Raw genomic sequence first — 26,992 nt, forward strand, 5'->3', positions numbered from 1 at the left:
CGACACCGAACCCCGGTCCGCGCACCCGGATTCCGGGTCGTTTCCGTTGTCCGCGGTCCAGCGGACGATGTGGTTCTCGCAGCAGCTCAATCCGACGGTGCCGACGTTCATCGCGCAGTACGTTGAACTGCACGGCGACATCGACCTTCCGCTGCTGCGGGAGTCCGCGCTCGCGGCGGCACACGAGTTCCAGTCGCCTTTCCTGACTTTGGTCGAGATCGACGGTGAGCCGCGTCAGATCGTCGACCCCTCGATCGACTCGAGCATCGGCTTCTTCGACTTCCGCGGCGAACGCGACCCGATGGCGGCCGCGCACGCCTGGATCGACACCGACTACGTGACACCGATCCGGATCACCCGCGACCGCTTGGTGGAGATGACGATCCTCCAGGTCGGCGACCGAGACTACCTGTGGTACACCCGAATTCACCATGTCGCGCTCGACGGGTACAGCGGCATGACGATGGTGAACCGGATCGCTGCCCTGTACACGGCCGCGGCGAAGGGCGTTGAGCCGGAACCGAGTCGGGCGCTGGATCTTCGGCGGCTCTACGACCTGGACGTCGCGTACCGCGAATCGAGCAGGTTCGCCTCGGATCGGGAATACTGGGCCGAACACATTCGCGGCATCGAGTCCGGATCGACCCTCGCCGAAGGCGAGGGTCCCGTCTCTGCCCGCAGCAGGCTCGAGAGCGCAGTCCTCTCGCAGCCGACCCTGGACCGTCTCGGTGCCACCGACGACCTGTTCGGCGGCACGCCTGCGGCGGTGCTGATCGCCGCGTTCGCGTGCTATCTCGCTCGCATGACCGGTCGGCGCGACGTCCTGGTCAACCTGCCCGTCTCGGCGCGTACCACCGCGCCCCTGCAGCGGTCCGGCGGCATGCTCGTCAACGTCGCGCCCCTGCACATCGAGGTCGACGCCGACGACACCGTGAGGTCGCTGGTGCAGCGGGTGCAACTGGAACTGATGGGTGCGCTGCGGCATCAACGGTGCAGCATCGAGGACATTCGGCGCGACGCCGGACTGACGGGCGCGCGGCAGGGCCTGACCGGACCGATGGTCAACGTGATGCTGTTCCGGCAGGAGATCACGTTGGGGTCCGTCGTCGGCGAGTACCACATCGTCACGTCGGGACCCGTCCAGGACCTGCTGGTCAACATCTACCAAAGTGGCTCTCCGGCAAAGACACTCGTCGACTTCCGGGGTAACCCGAACCGGTACGGGGCGGACGACCTGCGCGAGCACCACCGCCGGTGCGTCGCCCTGGTCGAGGAGTTCGTCGCCGCCGCACCGGACGCCCGCGTCGACTCCGTCCATCCCGAGTCCGCGGCCATCGGCGACGATCGGCTGCGCACCGCCGCCGACGTCGACTACTGGCGCACGGAGCTGGCGGGGCTGCCCGTGGCACCCACCCTGCCCGGAGCCAGGCCCGACCAGCGGCAACCCGGCTACACCACAACGGAATTCGTCCTCGGTCCGGGTGTCGCGGACGGGTTGCGGGCGCTGGCCACCCGGATCGGTGTCGAAACGGCGACGGTGCTGCACACCGCGCTCGCCGTCCTCGTCGGCAGGCTCACCGGAGCCGACGACTTCGCCACCGCCACCGATGTCGCCCCGCCCTCCTACAGTGCCGACAAGCCACCCGACGGTCCGACCGCTTCTGGACCGGATCCGATGCGGAGGGGTACCGCACCGGATCCGCTGCCCATCCGCTCCCGGCTCGATCCCGCCACCTCCTTCTCCGAGCAGGTCCGCCGCACCGCCGACAGCGTGCGCCGCGCCGCCGAGCACGCCGCGACCCCCCGCTCGCGCCTCGCCGAGACGCTCGACCTGCCCGATGTTCCGCTCGCCGTCACGGCCCCGGACGTCGATCCCCGCCGCGCCGACCTGGTGCTCCAGTACCGGCCCGGCCCCGTTCCGGCCCTCGTCGCACACGAGGCCAACGACGTGTTCGCACCGGAAGCCGTCGCCACCGTCGTCGCCCGCCTCGAACGCATCCTCGCCGCGGTGTCCGCGGACCCCGACCTGGCCACCGGTGACATCCCGGTGCTCTCCGCCGCGGAGGCGGACGCGCTGGGCCCGGTGTGGGGTCCGCCGCCCACCGACCCGCGGACGTTGGCGCAGCTCATGTCGGACGCGGTCGAGGCCGGACCGGACCGGACCGCCGTCGTCGACGGAGCCCGCTCCCTCACCTACCGGGAACTCGCCGACCGCTCCGCCGCACTGGCCGCGGTCCTCGCCGGTCGCGGCGCGGGACCCGGTTCGGTGGTGGCGCTCTCGATCGCAAGATCCATCGAATCGGTGACCGCGTGGTGGGCGGTCGTGCGGTGCGGTGCCGCCTTCGTGCCGGTCGATCCGAACTATCCGGCGGACCGCATCGAGCACATGCTCGCCGATTCCGGCGCCGCCCTCGGCCTGACCGTCCGCGCACACCGCGACCAGCTGCCCGACCTGGTCGAATGGTTCGACGTCGACGAGGCCGATCTCATGGCACCCCCCGCGGCGGAGTTGCCGCAGGCGGGTGTCGACGACGCCGCCTACCTGATCTACACCTCCGGGTCCACGGGTCTGCCGAAGGGCGTCGTCGTCTCGCACCGCGGGTTGGCGAACCTGATGGAGGAGGCTCGGCAGCGGTTCGCGGTGACCTCGGACAGTCGGACGCTGCACTTCTCGTCGCCGAGTTTCGACGCGTCGATCCTCGAACTGCTGCTGGCGGTCGGGTCGGGCGCGACGATGGTCGTCGCGCCGCCGACGGTGTACGGCGGCGAGGAACTCAAGGAGGTGCTGCGGACCGTCACGCACGGGTTCGTCACGCCCGCAGCGTTGGCGTCCGTCGACCCGACCGGCCTGGACGATCTGCGGTGCGTGATCACGGGCGGCGACGTGTGCCCACCGGAGTTGGTCCGGCAGTGGACCACCGACGAGCGGCGCCTGTACAACGCGTACGGCCCGACCGAGGCTACCGTCGTCGCGGCCATCAGCTCACCGTTGACGCCGGACCGGCCGGTGACGATCGGCAAACCGTCGCGGGGCAGCGGGTCGCTCGTCCTCGACGACCGGCTCCATCCCGTCCCGGTGGGGGTGGTGGGGGAGCTGTACGTCACGGGTCCGAGTGTGGCCCGCGGGTACCGGAATCGTCCGGGGACGACGGCGGAACGGTTCGTGGCGGACCCGTTCACCGGGGGTCGGATGTACCGGACCGGGGACCTCGTGCGCTGGAACGGCCAGGGGGAGCTGGAGTACCTGGGGCGCAGCGACTTCCAGATCAAGATCCGCGGCTTCCGGGTGGAACTGGGCGAGATCGACTCGGTGCTCCGCACCGATCCCGCGGTCGCGTTCGCCGCCACCGCGGGACACATGCGGCAGTCGGGCGACCTGGCGCTCGTCGGGTACGTGCTGCCCGCCGAGGGGGCCGTGGTCGACGAGGCCGCGCTGCTGGCCCACGCGGCCGCGTCGCTGCCTGCGCACATGGTGCCCGCGACGGTCGTCGTCCTCGACACCCTGCCGCTGACCCCGGCGGGAAAGCTCGATCGGCGGGCGTTGCCGCAGCCGCGGTTCGACACCACCGCGACCGCCTACCGCGAGCCGGGCACCGACACCGAGCGCCGCATCGCGGAGGTCTTCGCCGATGTTCTCGGCGCCGCCCGCGTCGGTCTCGACGACAGCTTCTTCGACCTCGGCGGCGACTCCCTGATCGCGACCCGGGTCATCGCCCGGATCAACGCCGCGCTGGGTACCGCGCTCGGGGTCCTCGACCTGTTCGAGGCGCCGACGGTGGCGACCCTCGCGGCACGCGCCGACGTCGCGGACACCGCGGGGGTGCGGCCGGCGCTGGAGCCGCGACTGCACGACACCCCGGTCCCGGTGTCGCTGGCGCAGCAACGGATGTGGGTGGTCAACCAACTCGACACCACCTCCGCGGTGTACAACATCCCGATCGCGGTGCGGCTCACCGGCGAACTGGACGTGACGGCGTTGACCGCCGCGCTCGGCGACGTCGTCGACCGCCACCAGACGCTGCGCACCGTCTTCCCGAACACCCCGACCGGGCCCGTCCAGCAGGTGCGGTCCGCGACGGAGGCCACACCCGATCTGACGCCCGTCGACGTGCCCGTCGACCGACTGCGCCCCCGGGTGCGGGACCTGGCGACGACGGGGTTCGACGTCACCACGAGCACGGCGCTGCGCGCAACGCTGCTGCGGATCGCGCCCACCACCCATGTGCTGGTCCTCGTCGTCCACCACATCGCGGCCGACGGGCTGTCGATGGGACCGCTGGCGCGGGACGTGCTGACCGCCTATGCGGCGCGGATCGAGGGCCGGGCACCGACGTGGACGCCCCTGCCGGTGCAGTACGCCGACTACGCGTTGTGGCAGCGGGACCTGCTCGGGTCGGCGGACGACCCGGACAGCCTGCTGGCGCGGCAGCTGCGATTCTGGACCGGGGCGCTCGCAGGCGCCCCCGAGGTGCTGTCGCTGCCCATCGACCGGCCGCGTCCGGCGCGGGCGTCGATGCGGGGCGGAACGGTCGACGTCTCACTCGACGCGGACCTGCACGCCCGGCTCCTCGCCCTCGCGCACGACCGCGGCACCAGCCTGTTCATGGTGTTGCACGCGGCGTTGGCTGTGCTGCTGGCCCGCTCGAGCGGCGAGTCCGACATCTCCATCGGGTCGCCGGTGTCGGGGCGCGGCGAGGCGGGGCTCGACGACCTCGTCGGCATGTTCGTCGGCACCCTCGTGCTGCGCGCGCAGGTCGACCCGGCGGAACCGTTCACCGCGCTGTTGGACCGGGTCCGCGCCGACGACCTCGCCGCCCTCGGTCGCACGGACCTGCCGTTCGAGGTGCTCGTCGACGCGATGAACCCGGCCCGCACGACGGCGCACTCGCCGCTGTTCCAGGTGATGCTCGTACTGCAGGCCGCCGTGGACGCACACCTGGAGCTGCCGGGTGTCACAGCGGACGTGGAGGACGTCGACACGGGCACCGCGAAGTTCGACCTGCAGGTGATCGCCACCGAGCACACCACCGCGGACGGTGCTCCGGGGCCGCTGGACACCCAGTTCGCGTATGCGAAGGACCTGTTCGAGCACACGACGATGTCGGCGATGGCGGACCGCTTCGTCCGGGTCCTCGAAGCGGTGACCGCGGCCCCGGATGCCGTGGTCGGCGACCTGCCGGTCGTCGGCGCGGACGAGCACCGCCGCGTCGTGCAGGACTGGAACGACACCTCGGTCCCCGTCGCGCCGGACACGCTGCCCGCCCTGCTGCGGGCACAACGCGGCCGCACCCCGGACGGCGTCGCCCTGGTCTTCGGCGACCGCAGCTGGACCTACGCCGAGTTCGGTGCGCGGGTCGACGATCTCGCGCGGGTCCTCGTCGCACGCGGCGTCGGGCCCGGTGCGCGGGTCGCGGTGGCATTGCGCCGGTCCGACGACCTCCTCGTCGCGATCCACGCGGTGGTCGCCGCCGGCGCGGCATACGTGCCACTCGACCCGGACCACCCGCAGGCGCGGACCCGGTACGTCCTCGACAGCGCGGGCCCCGCCGTCGTCCTGACCACCACGACGTTGGTCGACCGGTTGCCCGAGGATGCGCCGCTGCTGCTGCTCGACGACCTCGATCCGGAGGCCGAGCGGGCCGCCCACCTGCCGGACCCGCACCCGGATTCGGCGGCGTACGTGCTGTACACGTCCGGGTCGACGGGCCGACCGAAGGGGGTGGAGGTCACCCACCGCGCGATCGTGAACCGGCTGCAGTGGATGCAGGACACGTACCCGCTCGACACCTCCGACGCGGTACTGCAGAAGACACCGGTGACCTTCGACGTGTCGGTGTGGGAGTTGTTCTGGCCCCTGATGACCGGAGCACGGCTCGTCGTCGCGGCCCCCGACGGCCACCGCGACCCCGACTACCTGTCCCGGATCATCGCCGCCGAACACATCACGACGATGCACTTCGTGCCGTCGATGCTCGCGACGTTCCTGTCCGCGGCGCGGCCCGAGGAGTGCGCCGGCCTGCTGCGCGTGTTCTGCAGCGGTGAGGCCCTGCCACCGGCGACCGCCGAGACGTTCCGCCGGTTCTGCGGCGCCGCGCTGCACAATCTGTACGGGCCGACGGAGGCCGCGGTCGACGTCACCGCCTGGGAGATCTCCGCCGCCGACACGGGCATCGTGCCGATCGGCTCGCCGGTGTGGAACACCCGGCTCTACGTCCTCGACTCCCGGCTGCACCCGGTCCCGGTCGGGGTGCGCGGCGAGCTGTACCTCGCGGGCGTCCAGATCGCCCGCGGCTACGTCGGGCGTCCCGACCTGACCGCGGACCGGTTCGTCGCCGACCCGTTCGCCCCCGACCCCGGCGCACGCATGTACCGCACCGGCGACGTGGTGCGGTGGCTCGAACGCCCGAGCCGCGCACCCGGCCGGCCGAGCGCCGGCGTCCTGGAATACCTGGGGCGCAGCGACTTCCAGGTCAAGCTGCGGGGCCAGCGCATCGAACTCGGCGAGGTCGAGGCCGCCCTCCTCCGCGCCGACGGGGTCGCGCAGTCCGTCGTCGTGGTGCACCGCGACGACATCACCGGCGAATCGCTCATCGGCTACGTGGTCGCCGAACCGGGCCACGACGTCGACCCGGCCGCGGTCCGGACCGCGGCGGCGACGGAACTGGCCGCGTACATGGTGCCCGCGCAGGTGTTCGTCCTCGACGAGTTCCCCCTCGGGTCGACGGGAAAGCTGGACCGGCGGGCGTTGCCGGAACCGGAGTTCGTGGTGTCGTCGGCGGAGTTCGTCGCGCCCCGCAACCCCGTCGAGGAAATCCTCTGCGCGATCGTCGCCGACCTGGTGGCGGCGCCGCGGGTCGGGGTGCACGACAACTTCTTCGACCTGGGCGGCAACTCGCTGATCGCCGCCCGTCTGGTGGCCCGCGCGAACTCGGCACTGGGCAGCAGGATCGGCGTCCGCGAGGTGTTCGACGCGCCGACCGTCGCAACGCTGGCCCTGCGGGTCGAATCGGCGACAGCGGCCGCCACCGACCGGCCGCCGCTCACTCCGGAACCACGACCGACCCCGGTCCCCGTCGCGCTCGCCCAGCAACGCATGTGGTTCGTCAACCAGTTCGACACCACCTCACCGGCGTACAACATCGTCATGCCGATCCGGCTGGACGGCGACCTCGACACCCCCGCGCTGCAGGCCGCTGTCGGCGACGTCCTGGACCGGCACGAGGCGCTGCGGACCCGTTTCCCACTGGTCGGCGGCGCACCGACGCAGGAGGTCGTCGCGACCGCCGACGTCGCCCTCGACCTGACAGCGGTGTCGGTGCCCGAATCCGACCTGCCGCAGCGGATCACCGCGCTGGCGTCGGAGGGCTTCGACGTCACCGCGGCGCCCCCGCTGCGCGCCGCCCTGCTGCGGACCGCGCCGCAGGCGCACGTGCTGGTGATCGTCCTGCACCACATCTGCGCGGACGGCTTCTCGATGGCGCCGCTGGCGCGGGACGTGATGACCGCGTACGGCGCCCGCACCGCCGGGCTGGTGCCGCAGTGGACGCCGTTGCCGGTGCAGTACGCGGACTTCGCGCTGTGGCAGCAACGGGTCCTCGGCGTCGCGGACGACCCGGACAGCCTGATGGCCCGGCAACTCGACTACTGGACCACCACCCTGGCGGACCTGCCGGATCTGCTGCCGCTGCCCACCGATCGGCCCCGGCCCGCGACGCAGTCGCTGCGCGGGGCGGTGGCGCCGTTCACCATCGATGCCGAACTGCACCGGCGGCTGATCGCGACGGCCCGCGAACGCGGCACGACGGTGTTCATGGCGATGCACGCGGCGCTCGCGATCCTGCTGGCCCGCTCGTCGGGCACCACCGACATCGCGGTCGGCACCCCGATCGCCGGGCGCGGGGAACCCGAACTCGACGACATGGTCGGCATGTTCGTGGGAACCCTGGTGCTGCGCACCGACGTGCGGCCCGACCTGTCGTTCGTCGACCTGCTGTCGGAGGTCCGGGAAAGCGACCTGCAGGCCTTCCATCAGTCCGACCTGCCGTTCGAGCGGCTGGTGGAGGTGATGGCGCCGGAACGCAGCACCGCGCACGCACCGCTGTTCCAGGTGATGTTCGAGTTCCGCAACACCGAACGCGCCCGGCTGGAGTTGCCGGGTCTAACGGTGTCGGCGGTCGACCTCGAGGTGTCCATCGCGAACTACGACCTGCAGCTCACCTGCACCGAACAGTTCGATCCCGACGGCACCCCCGCCGGAATCGAGGCCGGATTCACCTACGCCACCGACCTTTTCGACGCCTCCACCGTCGACGAGTTGTCGCGGCGGCTGCGGCGGATCCTGGCGTCGGTGACCGCGACACCCGACGCCCCGGTCGGGGACGTCACCGTCCTGGACGCCGGCACCGCGGCGACACTGGCCCCGGTACGCGGACCCGAACCCGCGCCCCCGCGCACCCTGCCCGACCTGCTGGCCGCGGCCGTCGCCGAGAACCCCGACGGCACCGCCCTCGTCGACGGCGCCGACGGCACCACCATCGGATACCGGGAACTCGACGCCGCGTCGAACCGGCTGGCGCGCCGCCTGATCGGGCTCGGCGCGGGCCCGGACACCGTCGTCGCGGTCGCGTTGCCGCGATCCCCGCGGTCCGTGGTCGCCGTGTGGGCGGTCGCGAAGACCGGCGCCGCGTTCGTGCCGGTGGACCCGAACTATCCCGCCGACCGCATCCTGCACATGCTCGAGGACTCCGGCGCGGCCCTCGCCGTCACCCTCGACGAGCAACGCGGCATCGTCCCGGACGGGGTCGTCGCGGTCACCCTCGACGACGACGCGTCCACCGACGCAGGCGACGGGCCGATCGGCGACGCGGATCGCACCTCCGCGCTCCGGATCGATCATCCCGCCTACCTCATCTACACGTCCGGCTCGACCGGTGTGCCGAAGGGCGTCATCGTCACCCACCGCGGGTTGGCGAGCTTCGCCGCCGACGAACGCCGCCGGTACGAGGTCACCGCCGACTCGCGGACCCTGCACTTCTCGTCGCCGAGCTTCGACGCGTCGATCCTCGAACTGCTCCTCGCCATCGGCGCGGGCGCAACGATGGTGGTCGCGCCGCCGGACGTGATCGGCGGCGGCGAACTCACCGACCTGCTCCGCCGGGAACGGGTCACGCACGCCTTCATCACCCCCGCCGCCCTCGGTTCCGTCGACGCCGACGCGGTACCGGACCTGCGGCGCGTCGCCACCGGCGGCGACAGCTGCCCGCCGGAACTGGTGCGCCAGTGGGCCACCGGAGACCGATCGATGTTCAACGCGTACGGCCCGACGGAGGCGACCGTCGTCGCCACCGTCACCGGACCGATGGACCCCGACCGGTCCGTCACCATCGGCCGGCCGCCGACCGGCGGCGCGGTCGTCGTCCTCGACGACCGGCTCCATCCCGTCCCGGTGGGGGTGGTGGGGGAGCTGTACGTCACGGGTCCGAGTGTGGCCCGCGGGTACCGGAATCGTCCGGGGACGACGGCGGAACGGTTCGTGGCGGACCCGTTCACCGGGGGTCGGATGTACCGGACCGGGGACCTCGTGCGCTGGAACGGTAGGACGAGCGGAGCGACGGGGGGTGTCACGGCTGGGGACCTGGAGTACCTGGGGCGCAGCGACTTCCAGGTGAAGATCCGCGGCTTCCGCATCGAACTCGGCGAGGTCGAGTCGGCGCTGACCCGCCACGAGTCCGTGGCCCGAGCCGTCGTCGTCGCCCACCCCGACACCGCCGGGCGACCGCGTCTGGTCGGGTACGTGGTGCCCGCGGTGAACCACGTGGACATCGACGACCTGCTCGCGTTCACCGCGACCCAACTCGCCCCGTACATGGTGCCCGCCGCCCTCGTCGTCCTCGACGACCTGCCGCTGACCCCGGTCGGCAAACTGGACCGGCGGGCCCTGCCCGAACCGGACTTCACCGCCCGCACGGCCGCGCGCCGCGCCGCGAACGGCACCGTCGAAACCGCCCTCGTCGCCCTGTACGGCGAGGTACTCGGCCTGAACGAGACCGACTTCGGTGTCGACGACTCGTTCTTCGCGCTCGGCGGCGACAGCATCATGTCCATCCAGCTGGTGGCCCGCGCCAAGGACGCCGGGGTGCAGTTGACCCCGCGTCAGGTGTTCGAACACAAGACGGTCGCCGCGCTCGCCGCCGTCGCCGAAACCGGCGACGCACGCGTGCCCGCGCTGGAGGAACTGCCCGGCGGCGGTGTCGGCGACATGCCGCCCACCCCGATCGTCCGGTGGCTGATCGAACGCAGCGGACACCCCGACGGGGCGCGCGACGGAGTCGACCGGTTCGGCCGGATGTCGCAGCCGACGATGCTGCGCGCCCCCCACGATCTCACCGCCCTCGAGCCGCTCGTCGCGACGGTGCAGGCCGTGATCGACCGCCACGACATGCTGCGGGCGCGACTGCGGATCGACGACCCCGCGACGGGACCGGTGATGGAGGCGCGGCCCGTCGGCGCCGTCGACGCCGCCTCGTGCGTGCGCCGGGTCACGGTCCGGTCGGCGCCCGGAACCCCGGAGTACGCGTCGACGGCACTCGCCGTCCTCGACGCCGCCCAGGACCGCCTCGATCCGGTGAACGGCGTGATGGTGCAGGTCGTCTGGCTCGATTCGGCGGCGGGCGAGGACCGGCTGATGGTCGTGGTCCACCACCTCGTCGTCGACGGCGTCTCGTGGCGGGTGCTCGTCCCGGACCTGGCGATCGCGTGGTCGCAGGTGACGGCGGGCCGGGAGCCGGCACTGGCGCCGGTCGGCACGTCGATGCGGCGGTGGGCGCACGCACTCGTCGACGTCGCGGGCTCGCGACGCGACGAACTGGACCTCTGGCGGGCCGTGCACACCGGTCCAGACCCCGTGATCGGGTCGCGGCCCCTCGACCCCGCCGTCGACGTCGAGTCCACCGCCGAACGGATCACGGTCGAGGTACCCACCGACGTCAGCGACGCCGTCCTGACCGCGGTCCCCGAGCTGTACCACGGCAGCGTCGCCGACGGCCTGCTCGCCGCGCTGGCGTTGGCCCTGACCCGCTGGCGTCACGACCGCGGACAGGACGTCTCCGGCGGCACCCTGCTCGGACTCGAAGGTCACGGCCGCGAAGAGCAGGTCGTGGCCACCCATGCCCGAGGCTCCGCCCGAGAAGGCCGCGCCGACCTGTCCCGCACCGTCGGCTGGTTCACCTCACTGCACCCGCTGCGGCTGCACCTGCCCGGCGTCGACCTGGACGACGCGTTCGCGGGCGGACGGTCGGCGGGCACGGCGATCAAGTCCGTCAAGGAACAGTTGCTCGCGATCCCCGACAGCGGCGTCGGCTACGGCCTGCTGCGGTACCTGGACCCGGATGCGGGTCCCGAGCTGGCCGCCCACCCCGCACCGCAGGTCTCGTTCAACTACCTGGGCCGGTTCGCGACCGACCTGACTGCGGGCGGAGCCGACGCCGCATGGACCCCGGCCGGGGACGTCGACATGCAGCGCGTCCAGGACCGGGACATGCCGCTGGCGTCCGTCCTCGACGTCAACGCCGTCACCACGATGCAGGGCGATCGGCCGGTGCTCCGCGCGACGTGGGCGTACCCGACCGGTGTGCTGACCGGCGCCGAGGTCGCCGAGATCGCCGGCCTGTGGACCTCCGCGCTGACGGCGCTCGCGCGGCACGTGACCGGCCCGGACGCCGGTGGCCTGACCCCGTCCGACGTCGACCTCGTCGACCTGGACCAGCCGGCGATCGACCGCATCGAGGCCCGGCATCCGGGTTTGCAGGAGATCTGGTCGCTCTCACCGCTGCAGTCGGGTCTGCTGTACCACGCGGAGGCCGCCGGATCGGGTGCGGCGCCGGGTGGGCGGGCCGTCGACTCCTACACCGTGCAGTTGACGTTGGTGGTGCGCGGCGCGGATCCGCGGCGGGTACAGCGCGCCGGTCAGGCGCTGCTGGACCGGCACCCCAACCTGCGGGCGGCGTTCGTGCCCGACGACGACGGCCGACCGGTACAGATCGTGCACCGCAGCGTCGAACTGCCCTGGGCCGAGGTCGATCTCGGTGACCTGGCGGACGCCGACCGGGACGCCGCACTCGAACGGCTGATGACCGAGGACCGGGCCCGCGGATTCGACATGGCGACCGCGCCGCTGCTGCGGATCACGATGATCCGCACCGGAGACGACACGCACCACATCGTCCTCACCAACCACCACATCCTCCTCGACGGCTGGTCGATGCCGCTGGTGCTGCGGGACCTGCTGACCCTGTACGCGACCGACGGCGACCCGGCCGCGCTGCCGCGGGTCCATCCCTACCGCGACTACCTGCACTGGCTCGCGGGCCGCGACACCGCGGACTCGCTGACCGCGTGGCGCGACGCCCTCGCCGGGGCCACCGACCCGACCCTGCTCGATCACGGCGGGGCGGCAGGCGAGGCGTCCCGGCAGGTGCGCGTCGACCTCGACGCCGACGTGGCCGCAGGCCTGCGGTCCCTGGCCCGCGATCGCGGCATCACCCTGTCCACGATGGTTCGCCTCGCCTGGGGAATCGTGCTGGGGGAGTTGACCGGACGCGACGACGTCGTCTTCGGTGGCACCGTCGCCGGCAGGCCCCCGCAGATCCCGGGCATCGAGGCGATGGTCGGCCTGTTCATCAACACGCTGCCCGTACGCGTCACGCTCGCTCCGCACGAGACGCTGATCGAGGCCGGCGCCCGGTTGCAGTCCGAGCAGGCCACCCTCCTCGACCACCACCACGTCGGGCTGTCCGACATCGTCGGCGCGGTCGGGCCCGGCGCCGTGTTCGACACCCTCACCGTGTTCGAGTCGTACCCGATCGACCGGGACGCACTGACCGCCGACACCGACATCGCAGGCATGCGGGTGATCGACGTCCACGACACCGCCGACGCCGCGCACTACCCGCTGGCGTTGATCGCGTCCGACGACGAGCACCTGACCCTCGACCTCGAGTACTTCCCGGAGGTGTTCGACCATGCCCTCGTCGAGCGGCTCGGCGGGCAGCTCGCGCAGTTGCTGGGCACCCTCGTCGACGACCCGGATGTGCCGTTGCCGCGACTGCTGCTGCTCGACGAGCGTGAACGCGACCTGCTCGCACCCGCGCAGGGCCCCGCCGCCGACCGACGCCGGACACTGCCGCAGATCCTCACCGACACCGCGTCCGCCCACCCCGACGCGGTCGCGTTGCGGTACCGACCCGACGCGGACGGGCCGTACCACTCGATCTCCTACCGGGACCTCGACGAGACGTCGAACCGGTTGGCGCGGGTGATGATCGCGCGCGGCGCAGGCCCCGGCACGACCGTCGCACTCGCCCTGGCCCGGTCCGCCGACTCGGTGACCGCGATGTGGGCGGTCGCCAAGACCGGTGCCGCGTTCGTGCCCGTCGACCCCACCTATCCGCCGGACCGCATCGCGCACATGCTGACCGATTCCGGGTCCGTGCACGGCATCACCCTCAGCGACACCGAAAGCCGGCTGCCGGGAGAGGTGATCTGGCTGCGCCTCGACGGGCCGGACGCCGCCGACATGCTGGCGTCGGTGTCCGCGGACCCCGTGACGGACACGGACCGGCGCGCCCAGCTGCACCGGGACGACGCCGCCTACGTCGTCTACACGTCCGGATCCACCGGCACCCCCAAGGGAGTCGTCGTCACCCACCGCGGCCTCGACGTCTTCAACCACGAACTGCGACGGCGGCTGGGCGCCGACCACCGCAGCCGCACCCTGCACTTCGCGTCCCCGAGTTTCGACGGCGCCGTCCTCGACTACCTGCTGGCGTTCGGTGCGGGCGCGACGATGGTCATCGCACCGCCCGACGTGTACGGCGGCAGCGACCTCGCCGACCTGATCGCCACCGAACACGTCACCCACTCGTTCGTCACCACCGCCGGACTCGAAACCGTCGACCCGGACGGACTGGACGAGTTCGCCTCCGTGCTCGTCGGTGGTGAGGCCTGCCCACCCGAACTCGTCACCCGATGGACGGCCGACCACCCGGATCGCCGGTTCTTCAACGGGTACGGCCCCACCGAAGCGACGATCATGGCCGACATCAGTGCCCCCCTGCGCGCCGGGGACCCGGTCGGGATCGGTGGTCCGGTGCTCGGGGCGACGCAGGTGGTGCTCGGGTCGCGGCTGCAACCCGTGCCCGCGGGGGTGCCGGGTGAGCTGTACCTGTGCGGGCCCGGCCTGGCCCGCGGCTACCACGGCAGGCCAGGGTTCACCGCGGGCCGGTTCGTCGCCAACCCGTTCGCGCCGGGCGAGCGGATGTACCGCACCGGCGACCTCGTGCGCTGGCGCCTCGACGACACCGACACCCCGACGCTCGACTACCTCGGCCGCAGCGACTTCCAGGTCAAGATCCGCGGGTTCCGCATCGAACTCGGCGAGATCGACTCCGCGGTCGCCGCGCACCCCGACGTCACGTTCGCGGTCACGGTCGCCCACAAGATCGGCGACGACACCCACCTGGCCTCCTACGTCACCACGGGAGGGGGCGGCAGTGCGGACGGCTCGGACCACCCGCGCCCGACGGCAACCGCGATCCGCGCCTTCGTCCGCGACCGGCTGCCCGCACACATGGTCCCGGAGTCGGTGACGTTCCTCGACGAGATCCCGCTGACCCCGGTCGGCAAACTCGACCGACGTGCACTTCCGGAACCGAATTTCGCGGCAGCGCAGTATGTGCCGCCGTCCACTCCGCTGGAGCAGACGGTCGCGGACGTGTTCGCGGACGTTCTCGGCGTCGACCGGGTCGGCGCGGACGACGACTTCTTCGACCTCGGCGGCAACTCGCTGATCGCGACCCGCGTCGCCGCGCGGCTGACCGCGACCCTCGACGCACCGATCGGGGTGCGGACCCTCTTCGACGCGCGGACCGTCCGTGCCGTCGCCGACGCGCTGAGCACCGATGTCGCGGCCGGGAGCGGAGGCGGCGGGGCCCGCCCAGCGTTGACCGCGGGCCCCCGGCCGGAGCACCTGCCGCTCTCACCGGCGCAGCAGCGGATGTGGTTCCTCAACCAGTTCGACACCACCTCACCGGCCTACAACATTCCGCTCGCCGTCCGGCTGACCGGCGACCTCGACGTCGCGACGCTCGCCGCGGCGCTGCGGGACGTACAGGGCAGGCACGAGTCGCTGCGCACCAGGTACCCGCTCGGCGCGGACGGCGAACCGGAACAGGTGATCCTCGCCGCCACCCCGGACGACGGGACCGCGGCGGACCTCGACGTGCGGACCGTCACCGAAGCGGACCTGCCCGCGCGCCTCGCCGAGTTCGTCGGCGCCGGATTCGACGTCACCGCCGAGGTCCCGGTCCGGGTGGCCGTGTTCGTGACCGGACCCCGCGACGCCGTCCTCGCGATCGTCGTGCACCACATCTGCGCGGACGGATACTCGATGGCGCCGCTGGCCCGGGACGTGATGGTCGCCTACCAGGCCCGCGTCGCCGGTCACCCCGCCGCGGCCGCCCGCGACCCGCTGGCCGTGCAGTTCGCGGACTTCGCGCTGTGGCAACGGGATCTGCTCGGCGACCCGGACGATCCGACATCCCGGCACGCCGCCGAACTGGCGTTCTGGACCCGCGAACTCGCGGACCTGCCCGAGGTGCTGGAGTTGCCGACCGACCGGCCTCGCCCGACGCAGCGGAACATGATAGGTGCCCGGGTGCCGGTGCACGTCGGCGCGGACACGCACCGGGCGCTCGCGGACCTGTCCCGCAGTCGCGGCGCGACGATGTTCATGACGATGCACGCGGCGGTGGCGCTGCTGCTGTCGAACCTCACCGGCAGCGACGACCTGGCGATCGGCACTCCCGTCGCCGGTCGCGGCGCCGCCGCACTCGACGACATGGTCGGCATGTTCGTCGGCACCCTGGTGCTGCGCAGCCCCGTCCCGCGGGCGCGGTCGTTCCGGGATCTGATCGGGGACATGCGATCCCGCGACGTCGCGGCGTTCGAGAACACCGACCTGCCGTTCGAGGTCCTCGTCGATGCGCTCGCCCCGGACCGCTCCACCAGCCACACGCCGCTGTTCCAGGTGCTGATCGAGTTCCAGAACAACGAGCTGCCGACGCTGACGCTGCCCGGTCTGACCGTCACCGCGATCGAACCCGACCTGCCGGTCGCGAAGTTCGACCTGCAGTTCACCCTCGCGGAGACGTTCACCGACGACGGGGTTCCCGACGGGATCACCGGGACGCTGACGTACGCGACGGACGTCTTCGACGAGGCAACCGCGGTGGCGATCACCGACCGCTTCGGGCGACTCCTCATGCACGTCGATGCGGATCCGGACCGGCCGGTCGGCGACCTCGAACTGTGCACGGCCGCCGAGCTCGAGGCGATGACCGGGGACTGGAACCTGCCGGGCCGCCGGGCCCCGGACGTCACGCTCGCCGACGCGTTCGCGGACGCGGTACGCCGCCGCCCCGACGCCGCCGCCGTCACCGCCGGGGACCTCACCCTCACCTACGCCGACCTCGCGTCCCGGGTGCACCGTCTCGCGCGGGTCCTGATCGACGCGGGCGCCGCACCGGAAACCCTCGTCGCGGTGGCACTGCCCCGCGGCATCGACCTCGTCGTCGCGCTGCTCGCGGTGATCGAATCGGGCGCCGGATACCTGCCCCTGGACGTCGGGCATCCGGCGGAGCGGCACGCGTTCACCCTCGCCGACGCCGCACCTGTGTGCACCGTGACCACCCTCGCCGAGGCCGAGCGGTTGCCCGCCGGCGACGTGCCGACCCTCGCGGTCGACGATCCCGCCGTCGCGGCGGCGCTGCGCGGCGCCTCCGATCGGCCGGTGACGGACCGTGACCGCCGCGCGCCCCTCACTCCGGAGTCGGTGGCGTACGTCATCTACACGTCCGGCTCCACCGGACGCCCCAAGGGTGTCCTCGTGCCGCATCGCAACGTGCTCACCCTGTTCGAGAACACCCGCGACACCTTCGGGTTCGACGAGACCGACGTGTGGACGATGTTCCACTCGGCGGCATTCGACTTCTCCGTCTGGGAACTGTGGGGTCCGCTGCTGCACGGCGGCCGGCTCGTGGTCGTCGACCACGACACCTCCCGTTCGCCGGAGGCGTTCCTGGATCTGCTCGAACGCGAGCACGTCACCGTCCTCAACCAGACCCCGACCGCGTTCTACCAGCTCGCCGAGGCCGAACGCGCCTCCGCGGGACAGCTCCTCACCTCGCTTCGGTACGTGGTCTTCGGCGGCGAGGCACTGGACTTCGCGCAGCTGCGTCGCTGGTATGCGCGGCGCGGCGGGGCGAGCGCAGCGACGGGTGCGAGCGCAGAGGCGGGGTACTTCACCGGCGCAAGCGTATCGACGGGGAGTTTCACGGCCGTGTTGCCGGAACTGGTGAACATGTACGGCATCACCGAGACGACGGTGCACGTGACCCGACTGCCACTCACCCCGGACCTCGCGGCCACGTCGTCGGCGAGCGTCGTCGGCCGCGCGGTGCCAGGCCTGCGGGTCAGCGTCCTCGACAAGCGGCTGCGACCCGTACCGCCCGGTGTCGTCGGGGAGATGTACGTCTCCGGCGACCAGGTCACCCGCGGCTACCTCGGCCGCCCCGACCTGACCTCGGCCCGGTTCGTCGCCGACCCGTCCGGGCGTCCGGGGCAGCGGATGTACCGGACCGGCGACCTCGCCCGCTGGAATCGGGGCGGGCGCCTCGAATACCTCGGCCGCAGCGACCTGCAGGTCAAGATCCGCGGTTTCCGCATCGAACTCGGCGAGATCGAATCCGCCGCACTACGTTTCCCTGGAGTCGCAGCGGCGGTTGCCGTCGCCCACGACGACGGCGCGGGCCGCGTCCGGCTGGTCGAGTACGTGGTGCCCGAGCCGGGCGCGGTCATCGACCGGAGCCGGTTGCGGGAGTTCCTCGCCGCGGAGCTCGCCGCGCACATGGTGCCCGCTGCGCTCGTCGAACTCGCGGCACTGCCGCGGACCGTCAACGGGAAACTGGACCGGAAGGCGTTGCCGGAACCGGACTTCGGGGAGCGCGCGGGCACGGGCCGCGACCCCGCCACCGCCGCCGAAGCCACCCTCACCGGACTGTTCGCGGAGGTCCTCGGCCTGCACCGCGTCGGAGTGGACGACTCCTTCTTCGCGCTCGGCGGCGACAGCATCATGTCCATCCAGTTGGTGGCCCGCGCGAAGGACGCCGGACTGCACCTGACGCCGAGGCAGGTGTTCGAGCACAAGACGGTCTCCGCGCTCGCCGCCGTCGCCGAATCCGGCGACGCGGCCGCACCGGCACTGGAGGAACTGCCCGGTGGGGGTGTCGGGGAGTTCCCCGCCACCCCGATCGTGCGCTGGCTCCTCGACCGCGCCGACAGCGCAGGCACGGGCGACATCGGCCGATACACACAGACCGCGTTGCTGACGCTGCCGGACACCGACAGCGACCGCCTCGCCCGCGCGCTCGGCGCGGTCGTCGACCGGCACGACATGCTCCGTGCCCGCCTCGACCGCGCCACCCGGACGGTCACCGTCGCCGCACCGGGCACCGTGGACGTGGCGTCGCTGCTGACCCGGGTGCCCGTCGACACCGTCACCGGCGCCGCGTTCGAGCGGATCGCCGACTCCGCACTCGACGACGCCGCAGTCCGCCTCGACCCCGAAGCGGGGGTACTCCTGCAGGCCGTCCACTTCGAGCCGCCGGCCGGTCCCGGACGGCTGCTGCTCGTCCTGCACCATCTCGCCGTCGACGGAGTGTCCTGGCGCATCCTGGTGCCCGACCTCGCGGTCGCGTGGGCGCGGCTCGCCGGGGGAGGGACCGTCGACCTGCCTCCGGTGGGCACGTCGATGCGGCGGTGGGCGCACGCGCTCGCCGACACCGACCGCGCCGCCGAAACCGACTACTGGCGAGGTGTCCTGGCCGGACCGGATCCGCTGCTCGGCGCCCGGGCCCTCGACCCATCCCGGGACGTGGCCGGGACCCTCGACCGGATCCGCGTCGACGTCCCGCCCGATGTCACCGAGGCCCTGCTCACCGCCGTCCCCGAGGCCTTCCACGGCGGCGTCGGCGACGGCCTGCTCACCGCGCTCGCGATGGCACTGACGCGGTGGCGCGCCGACCGCGGGCAGTCCCACAGCGACGCGCTGGTCACCCTCGAGGGGCACGGCCGCGAAACGGCCGTCACGGACACGGCCGGAAGGGGAGGCACCGACCTGTCCCGGACCGTCGGCTGGTTCACCTCGATGCATCCGGTCCGGCTCGACCTCACCGGCATCGATGTCGACGACGCCTTCGACGCCGGGCCGGCCGCGGGCGACGCGCTCAAGGCCGTCAAGGAACAGGTGCTCGCCGCACCCGACCACGGCATCGGGTTCGGGTTGCTGCGGTACCCGGTGACGGGCGACTCGCCACTGGTGGGCACCCGGACACCACAGGTCAGCTTCAACTACCTCGGTCGGCTCGCCGGCGGCACCGACCCCGACGCGGCGTGGATGCCGGTCGCCGACGTCACCCTCGACGACGCACCGCCGCCGCAGCTGCCCGTCACCGCGGTCCTCGACGTCAACGCCGTCACCCTCGGCGGCCCCGACGGTCCGCGCCTGCGCGCCACCTGGGACTTCCCGACGGGGGTGCTGTCCGCGGAGGAGGTCACCCTGCTGGCGGAGCTGTGGGTCGAGGCGCTGGGCGCCGTCGCCCGCCACGCCACCGATCCCGCGTCCGGCGGGCTCACCCCGTCCGACCTCGACCTGGTGAACCTCGACCAGGCCGCCATCGACGACCTCGAACGGCGCTACCCGACGCTCACGGACGTGTGGTCGCTCGGCCCGCTGCAGGCGGGGCTGCTGTTCCAGTCGCGGCTGACCGAGCACACCACCGACCCGTACGTCGTGCAGCTGACCCTCGACCTGCGCGGCACCGTCGACGCCGACCGGATGCGCCGCGCCGGGCAGGCGCTGCTGGACCGGCACCCGAACCTGCGGGCCGCGTTCGTCGTCGACGACGCGGGCCGCGCCGCGCAGGTGGTGCCCGCGCACGCCGTCCTGCCGTGGACGGTGACCGACCTGACCGGCGACCCGAACACCGCGCAGGACCGGTTCACCGCGCTGCTCGACGCCGACCGCACCGCCGGCTTCGACATGGCGGCACCGCCGCTACTGCGGCTGCACCTGGTGACGGCGGCGCCGGGGGAGTACCGGCTCGTGCTGACGAACCATCACATCCTGCTCGACGGCTGGTCGACACCGCTGATCCTGCGGGACCTGCTCACCCTGTACGCGACCGACGGCGACCCGGCCGCGCTGCCGCACGTGCGGCCGTACCGCGACTACCTGAGGTGGCTCGCCGGACACGACCCGGAGGCCTCGACCGGGGTGTGGCGGGACCTGTTCGCCGACGTCGGCGAACCGACCCTGCTCGCGCCGACCGCCCCCGGCGACCCGACCCCGGCCGGATCCCACGAGTACGCGACGACGCTGCCCGCCGACGCAGCCGACCGGGTGCGTGCGCTCGCCCGCGCCCACGGCGTGACCGTGAACACCGTCGTCCAGGCGGCCTGGGGGTTCGTGCTGGGTGCGCTCACCGGGCGAAGCGACGTCGTCTTCGGCGCCACCGTCTCGGGGCGGCCACCGCAGATCCCCGGCATCGAGTCGATGGTCGGGCTGTTCATCACCACGATCCCCGTCCGCGTGACCCTCGACCCCGCCGAGACCCTCGCCGGCCTCCTCGAACGGGTGCAGTCCGAGCAGGCGGCCCTGCTCGACCACCACCTGCTCGGCCTGCCCGGCATCCAACAGGCCGCCGGGCCCGGCGCCGTGTTCGACACCCTGACGGTCTTCGAGTCCTATCCCGTCGACCGGGCCGGCCTGACCGCGGAGACGGACATCGCCGGGATGCGTGTCGCCGACGTCCACGGCCGCGACTCCGCCCACTACCCCCTCGCGCTCGTCGTCTCCGACACCGGGGACCTCAACCTCAAGTTCGAGTACTCCGAGGTGTTCGGACGCGGCGAGGTCGCCGGCATCGCGGACCGGGTGCGGAGGATGCTGCTGCGCTTCGCCGACGCCCCCGACACCCGCATCGCGCAGGCACACGCCCTCGACGCCGCCGAAGCCGTCGACCTGCTTCCCGTCGCCGGCCCGGCCGGGCGGTCGATCCGGACGTTGCCGCAGATCCTCGCCGACGGCGCCGCCCTCGACCCGGACGCGGTCGCGGTGACCTCCGCCGGCCACGACGTCACGTACCGCGACCTCGACGAGCGGTCCAACCGGCTCGCGCGGGTCCTGATCGGCCTCGGCGCCCGCCCGGAATCGTTCGTCGCGGTCGGTGTCGCCCGCTCCGTGGAGTCGGTCCTGTGCATGTGGGCGGTCGCGAAGACCGGGGCCGCCTTCGTCCCCGTCGACCCGACGTATCCGGCCGACCGCATCACCCACATGCTCACCGACTCCGGCGCCACCGTCGGCCTCGCCCTGTCCGGCCACCGCGGCGCCCTGCCCGATTCGGTGCCGTGGCTCCACGTCGACGACCCCGAGTTCGCGGCCCGGTGCGCACGCGAGTCCGCGGCCCCGATCACCGACGCCGACCGGGCCGCCCCGATCGCCCTCACCAACGCCGCGTACCTGGTGTACACGTCGGGGTCGACGGGAACCCCGAAGGGTGTCGTCGTCACCCACACCGGCCTCGACAACTTCGCCCGCGACCAGCTCGACCGGTTCCACGCCGACCCCGGATCCCGGACCCTGCACTTCTCCACCCCCAGCTTCGACGGATCCGTCTTCGAGTACCTGCAGGCGTTCGGTGCGGGCGCGACGATGGTGATCGCCCCGACCAGCGTGTACGGCGGCACCGAACTCGCGCAGCTCATCAAGTCCGAACGCGTCACCCACGCGTTCGTCACCACCGCCGCCCTCGCGACCGTCGACCCCGCGGGCCTCGACGAGTTCACCGACGTCGTCTTCGGTGGGGAGGCGTGCCCACCCGACCTCGTGACGCGGTGGGCCGCGGCCGATCCGACCGCCCCCGGCGCCCGCCGCCTGCACAACGCGTACGGGCCGACGGAGACGACGGTGATGTCGAACATCAGCGCACCGATGTCCCCGGACCGCCCCATCACCCTCGGCGGTCCCGTCCGCGGCGTCCAGGAACTCGTCCTCGGCGACCACCTGCAACCGGTACCCGTCGGTGCGCCCGGCGAGCTGTACATCTGCGGTGTCGGCCTGGCCCGCGGCTACCACGCCCGGCCCGGGTTCACCGCGAGCCGATTCGTCGCCCACCCGTACGCGCCGGGGGAGCGGATGTACCGCACCGGCGACCTGGTCCGCTGGACCCGCAGCGACGACGGGTACACCCTCGAATACCTGGGCCGCACCGACTTCCAGGTCAAGATCCGCGGGTTCCGCATCGAACTCGGCGAGATCGACACCGCCCTGATGGCGCAGCCGGGCGTCGGGTTCGCCGTCACCCTCGCCGTCCCCGGACCGTCCGGGGACACCGCCATCGCCGCGTACGTCCTGCCCGCCACCGGTCACCGCATCGACCCCGCCGACCTCACCGCCGGCCTGTCCCGGCACCTGCCGGGTCACATGGTGCCCGCCGCGATCACCGTCCTCGACGAGATTCCCCTGACGCCCGTCGGCAAACTGGACCGCCGGGCCCTGCCCGCACCCCTGTTCGACCTCGCCGGAGCCGACTACACGGCGCCGTCGACCCCCCGCGAACGGGCCGTCGCCGAGGTGTTCGCGGAGGTCCTCGGACGCGACCGGGTCGGCATCGACGACGACTTCTTCGACATCGGCGGCAACTCGCTCGTCGCGACCCGCGTCACCGCACGCCTCGGCGCCGTTCTCGGCGTCACCGTCGGTGTCCGCGCCCTGTTCGAGGCACCGACGGTGCGCGCCCTCGCCCGCGCCCTCGACGACGCCGACCACGTCACCGCCGACGGCTCCGCGCCGCGGCCCGCGCTCGTCGCGGGCCCGCGACCCGACCACATCCCGATCTCGCTGGCGCAGCAGCGGATGTGGTTCCTCAACCAGTTCGACACCACGTCCCCGGCCTACAACATCCCGCTCGCCGTGCGGCTCACCGGCGACCTCGACGTCCCCGCGCTGCGGGCCGCCGTCACCGACGTCGTGGACCGGCACGAATCGCTGCGGACACTGTTCCCCGTCGTCGACGGGGCCCCGACGCAGCGGATCGTCGACACCGCCGACGCGCTCACCGAGTTCGTCGAGGACACCGTGGCCGCCGAGGACGTGACGGATCGCATCGCGGCGTTCGCCGCCACCGGATTCGACGTCAGCGTTGCCGTCCCCGTCCGCGCCGCCCTGTACACCCTCACCGGCACCGGACACACCGACGCCGAGCACGTCCTGGTGGTGGTCGTGCACCACATCAGCGCCGACGGCTTCTCCCTCGCCACCCTGGCCCGCGACGTGATGACCGCCTACCTCGCCCGCACCGACCGCTCCGCGGGGGCGGGTGCGGCACCGCAGTGGGAGCCGCTGCCCGCGCAGTACGCCGACTACACCCTGTGGCAGCACCGCGTCCTCGGCTCCGACGCCGACGAGCACTCCCTGATCAGCAGGCAGTGGCGGTACTGGCGGGACGCCCTCGCCGGCCTGCCCGACGTACTGACCCTGCCCACCGACCGGCCGCGTCCGCTGCAGCAGACGATGCGCGGGGACCGCGTCGAATTCGCCGTGCCCGCCGACGTGCACCGCGCCGTCGCCGACCTGGCCCACTCCACCGGCTCGACGGTGTTCATGGCCGTCCACGCCGCATACGCGCTGATGCTCGCCCGGATCGCCGACACCGACGACGTCGCCGTCGGCACCCCCATCGCCGGACGTGGCGATCCGGCACTCGACGAGATGATCGGCATGTTCGTCGGCACCCTGGTGCTGCGTACCCGCATCGACCCCGGGGTCGCGTTCACCGACCTGCTCGGCGAGGTCCGCGACCACGACCTCGACGCGTTCGCGCACGCCGACCTGCCGTTCGAACTGCTCGTCGAGAAGCTGAACCCGCCGCGCTCGACGGCGTACTCGCCGCTGTTCCAGGTGTCCCTCGAGTTCCAGAACACGCAGACCCCGCACCTCGAACTGCCCGGCCTGACCGCGTCCGCCGTCGACATCTCCACTCGCGTGGCGAAGGAGGATCTCGAACTGATCCTCGCGGAACGGTTCGACGACGACGGCGCCCCCGCCGGGATGACCGCCGCGTTCGACTACGCCACCGACCTGTTCGACCCCGGCACCGTCCGCGATCTCGCCGACCGGTTCGTGCGGATCCTGCGGGCCGTCACCGCCGACCCGGCGTGCCCCGTCGGGGACATCGGAATCCTCGGGCCCGTCGAACTCGCCGAGTACGCACCCGCCCAGGGCCCCACCGCCCGGACCCCGCGGGTGTGGCCGGACCTGCTCGCCGCCGCCGCGGCGGTCCAGCCCGACGCCGTCGCCGTCACCTTCGAGGACACCGTCGTCACCTACCGCGACCTCGACGCCCGGTCGACGCGGCTGGCCCGTGCCCTCGCCGCCCGCGGCGTCGGCCCGGAGACGTTCGTCGCGCTCGGCCTGACCCGGTCCGTGGAGGAGGTCGTCTCGATCTGGGCGGTCGCCAAGGCCGGTGCCGCCTTTGTGCCCGTCGACCCGACGTATCCGAGCGAACGCATCGACTACATGCTGAGGGACTCCGCGGCCGTCATCGGTCTGACCGTCGCCGCGCACCGCGACCTGCTGCCCGACACCGTGCCGTGGCTCGAGTTCGACGACGCCCTCGCCGCCGAACTACGGTCGTACCCGGACGAACCCGTCACCGACGCCGACCGGACGCTGCCGCTGCACCTCGCGCACCCCGCGTACCTGATCTACACGTCCGGATCGACCGGTCTGCCGAAGGGCGTCATCATCACGCACCGGGGCATCGCGAACCTCACCGCCGAGGAACACGACCGGTTCACCGTGACACCACGGTCGCGGGTCTCGCACCTGGCGTCCCCGAGCTTCGACGCGTCCGTGTTCGAGCTGATGATGGCCTTCAGTGCGGGCGCGCGGGTGGTGATCGTGCCCCCGACGATCTTCGGCGGCACCGAACTCGCCGACCTGCTGCGCCGCGAACACGTCACCCACGCCTTCATCACCCCGACCGCGCTGTCGTCGATGGACGACGACGGACTCGGCGAACTCGAGGTCCTCGCCGTCGCCGGTGAGGCCTGCCCGCCGGAGCTCGTCGCGAAGTGGGCACGGAACAGGAGGATGTTCAACGGTTACGGACCCACCGAGACCACCATCCAGGCCAGCGTCAGCGACCCGATGAGCGCCGGGGAGACAGTCGACATCGGCCGCCCGGCAATCGGTTTCGAAGAGATGATCCTCGACACCCGACTGCATCCGGTCCCGGTCGGCGTGCCCGGCGAACTGTACGTCTCCGGACCCGGCCTGGCCCGCGGCTACCACCACCGGCCCGGGCTGACCGCGGGACGTTTCGTCGCGAACCCGTTCGGGGCGCCCGGAGCCACGATGTACCGGACGGGCGACGTGGTGCGCTGGCGGGTCCCGGCGGGCGGCCGGCCCCGCGTGGAGTACCTGGGGCGCAGCGACTTCCAGGTGAAGGTCCGCGGGTTCCGCATCGAACTCGGGGAGATCGACGCCGTCCTCGCCGGACACCCCGCCCTCGGGTTCGCCGCCACCATCGGCTACACCGCACCCGCGGGCGGGACGCTGCTCGCGGCCTATGTCGTCGGGGCGCCGGGGATGCGCCCCGACCCGGGGGAGATCCGCGCCTACGCCGCCGCCCGGCTGCCCGCGCACATGGTGCCCGCCGCTGTCACCGTCCTCGACCATGTCCCGATGACGCCGGTCGGCAAACTCGACCGCCGGGCCCTGCCCGCACCCGAGTTCGGTTCCCGCGCAGACCTGTACGAGGCGCCGAGCACCCCGACGGAACGGTCCGTCGTCGCCGTGTTCGAGCAGATCCTCGGCGTCGACCGGGTCGGAGTCGCCGACAGCTTCTTCGACCTCGGCGGCAACTCCATCGTCGCGACCCGACTGGTCACGGAGATCGCATCCCGGCTCGGCCGACGACTGCCGCTGCAGGCGGTGTTCCTCGACCCCACCCCGCGCGGGATGGCACGTGCCCTCGACGAACCGGACGCGGGCGCCGACGGGGAGACGGGCGGCACCGCCACCGTCGACCAGGCACTCAGTGTGCTGATCCCGCTGCGCACCCAGGGCGCCAAGGCACCCCTGTTCTGTGTGCATCCCGGCATCGGACTGTCCTGGGGCTACGCCGGTCTGGTGCGGTACCTGTCGAGCGATCGCCCCGCCTACGGCCTGCAGCTGCCCGTCATCAGCGGTGGACCGAGCTTCACCTCCGTCGCCGACCTCGCCCACCGGTACGTGCAGGAGATCGTCGCGGTCCGGCCGCACGGGCCGTACCACCTGCTGGGCTGGTCCCTCGGCGGTGTCATCGCGCACGCCATCGCCGTCGAACTCCGTTCCCGTGGCGAGGTCGTCGAAACCCTCGCTGTGATGGACAGTTACGTCGGGATCGACGAGGACACCCCGGACAGCCTCACCGTCGGGGAACTGCTGCACGGTCTCGGTCTCGATCTGCCCGACACCGGCGACCACGACCTCACCTACGAGACCGCGGCCGAGCTCCTCGACCGGTCGTTCGGGCAGGAGACCGGGCTGACGGCGGCGCACCTGCAACGCATCAACGCGGGGTTCACCGACTCCGCCCGGATCATGCGCAGTTTCACCCCCGACCTCTTCGACGGGGACCTGCTGTTCTTCCGCGCGCAGCGCTCCGACACCGACCGCTCGCCGCAGGAGTGGCGCGGCGCCGTCACCGGCGGCATCCGCGAGATCGCCGTCGACTGTGAGCACAACCAGATGATCGAACCGGACGTCCTCGCCGTCGTCGGACCGGTCCTCGACCGGTACCTCATCGCGCACTGACGGAGACACCAGCCGCCG

Annotated in this window: 1 pseudogene; it reads left to right on the forward strand. The window is 72.5% G+C overall.

Annotated features, from left to right (window positions below):
- Positions 1–37: 37 nt before the first annotated feature.
- A pseudogene (locus RHCRD62_RS09235) lies at positions 38–26,974 on the forward strand (non-ribosomal peptide synthase/polyketide synthase); the annotation flags it as partial.
- Positions 26,975–26,992 lie beyond the last annotated feature (18 nt).

This window comes from Rhodococcus sp. RD6.2 (genome assembly GCF_001040705.1).
In the GTDB taxonomy this organism is placed as follows: Bacteria; Actinomycetota; Actinomycetes; order Mycobacteriales; family Mycobacteriaceae; genus Rhodococcus_G.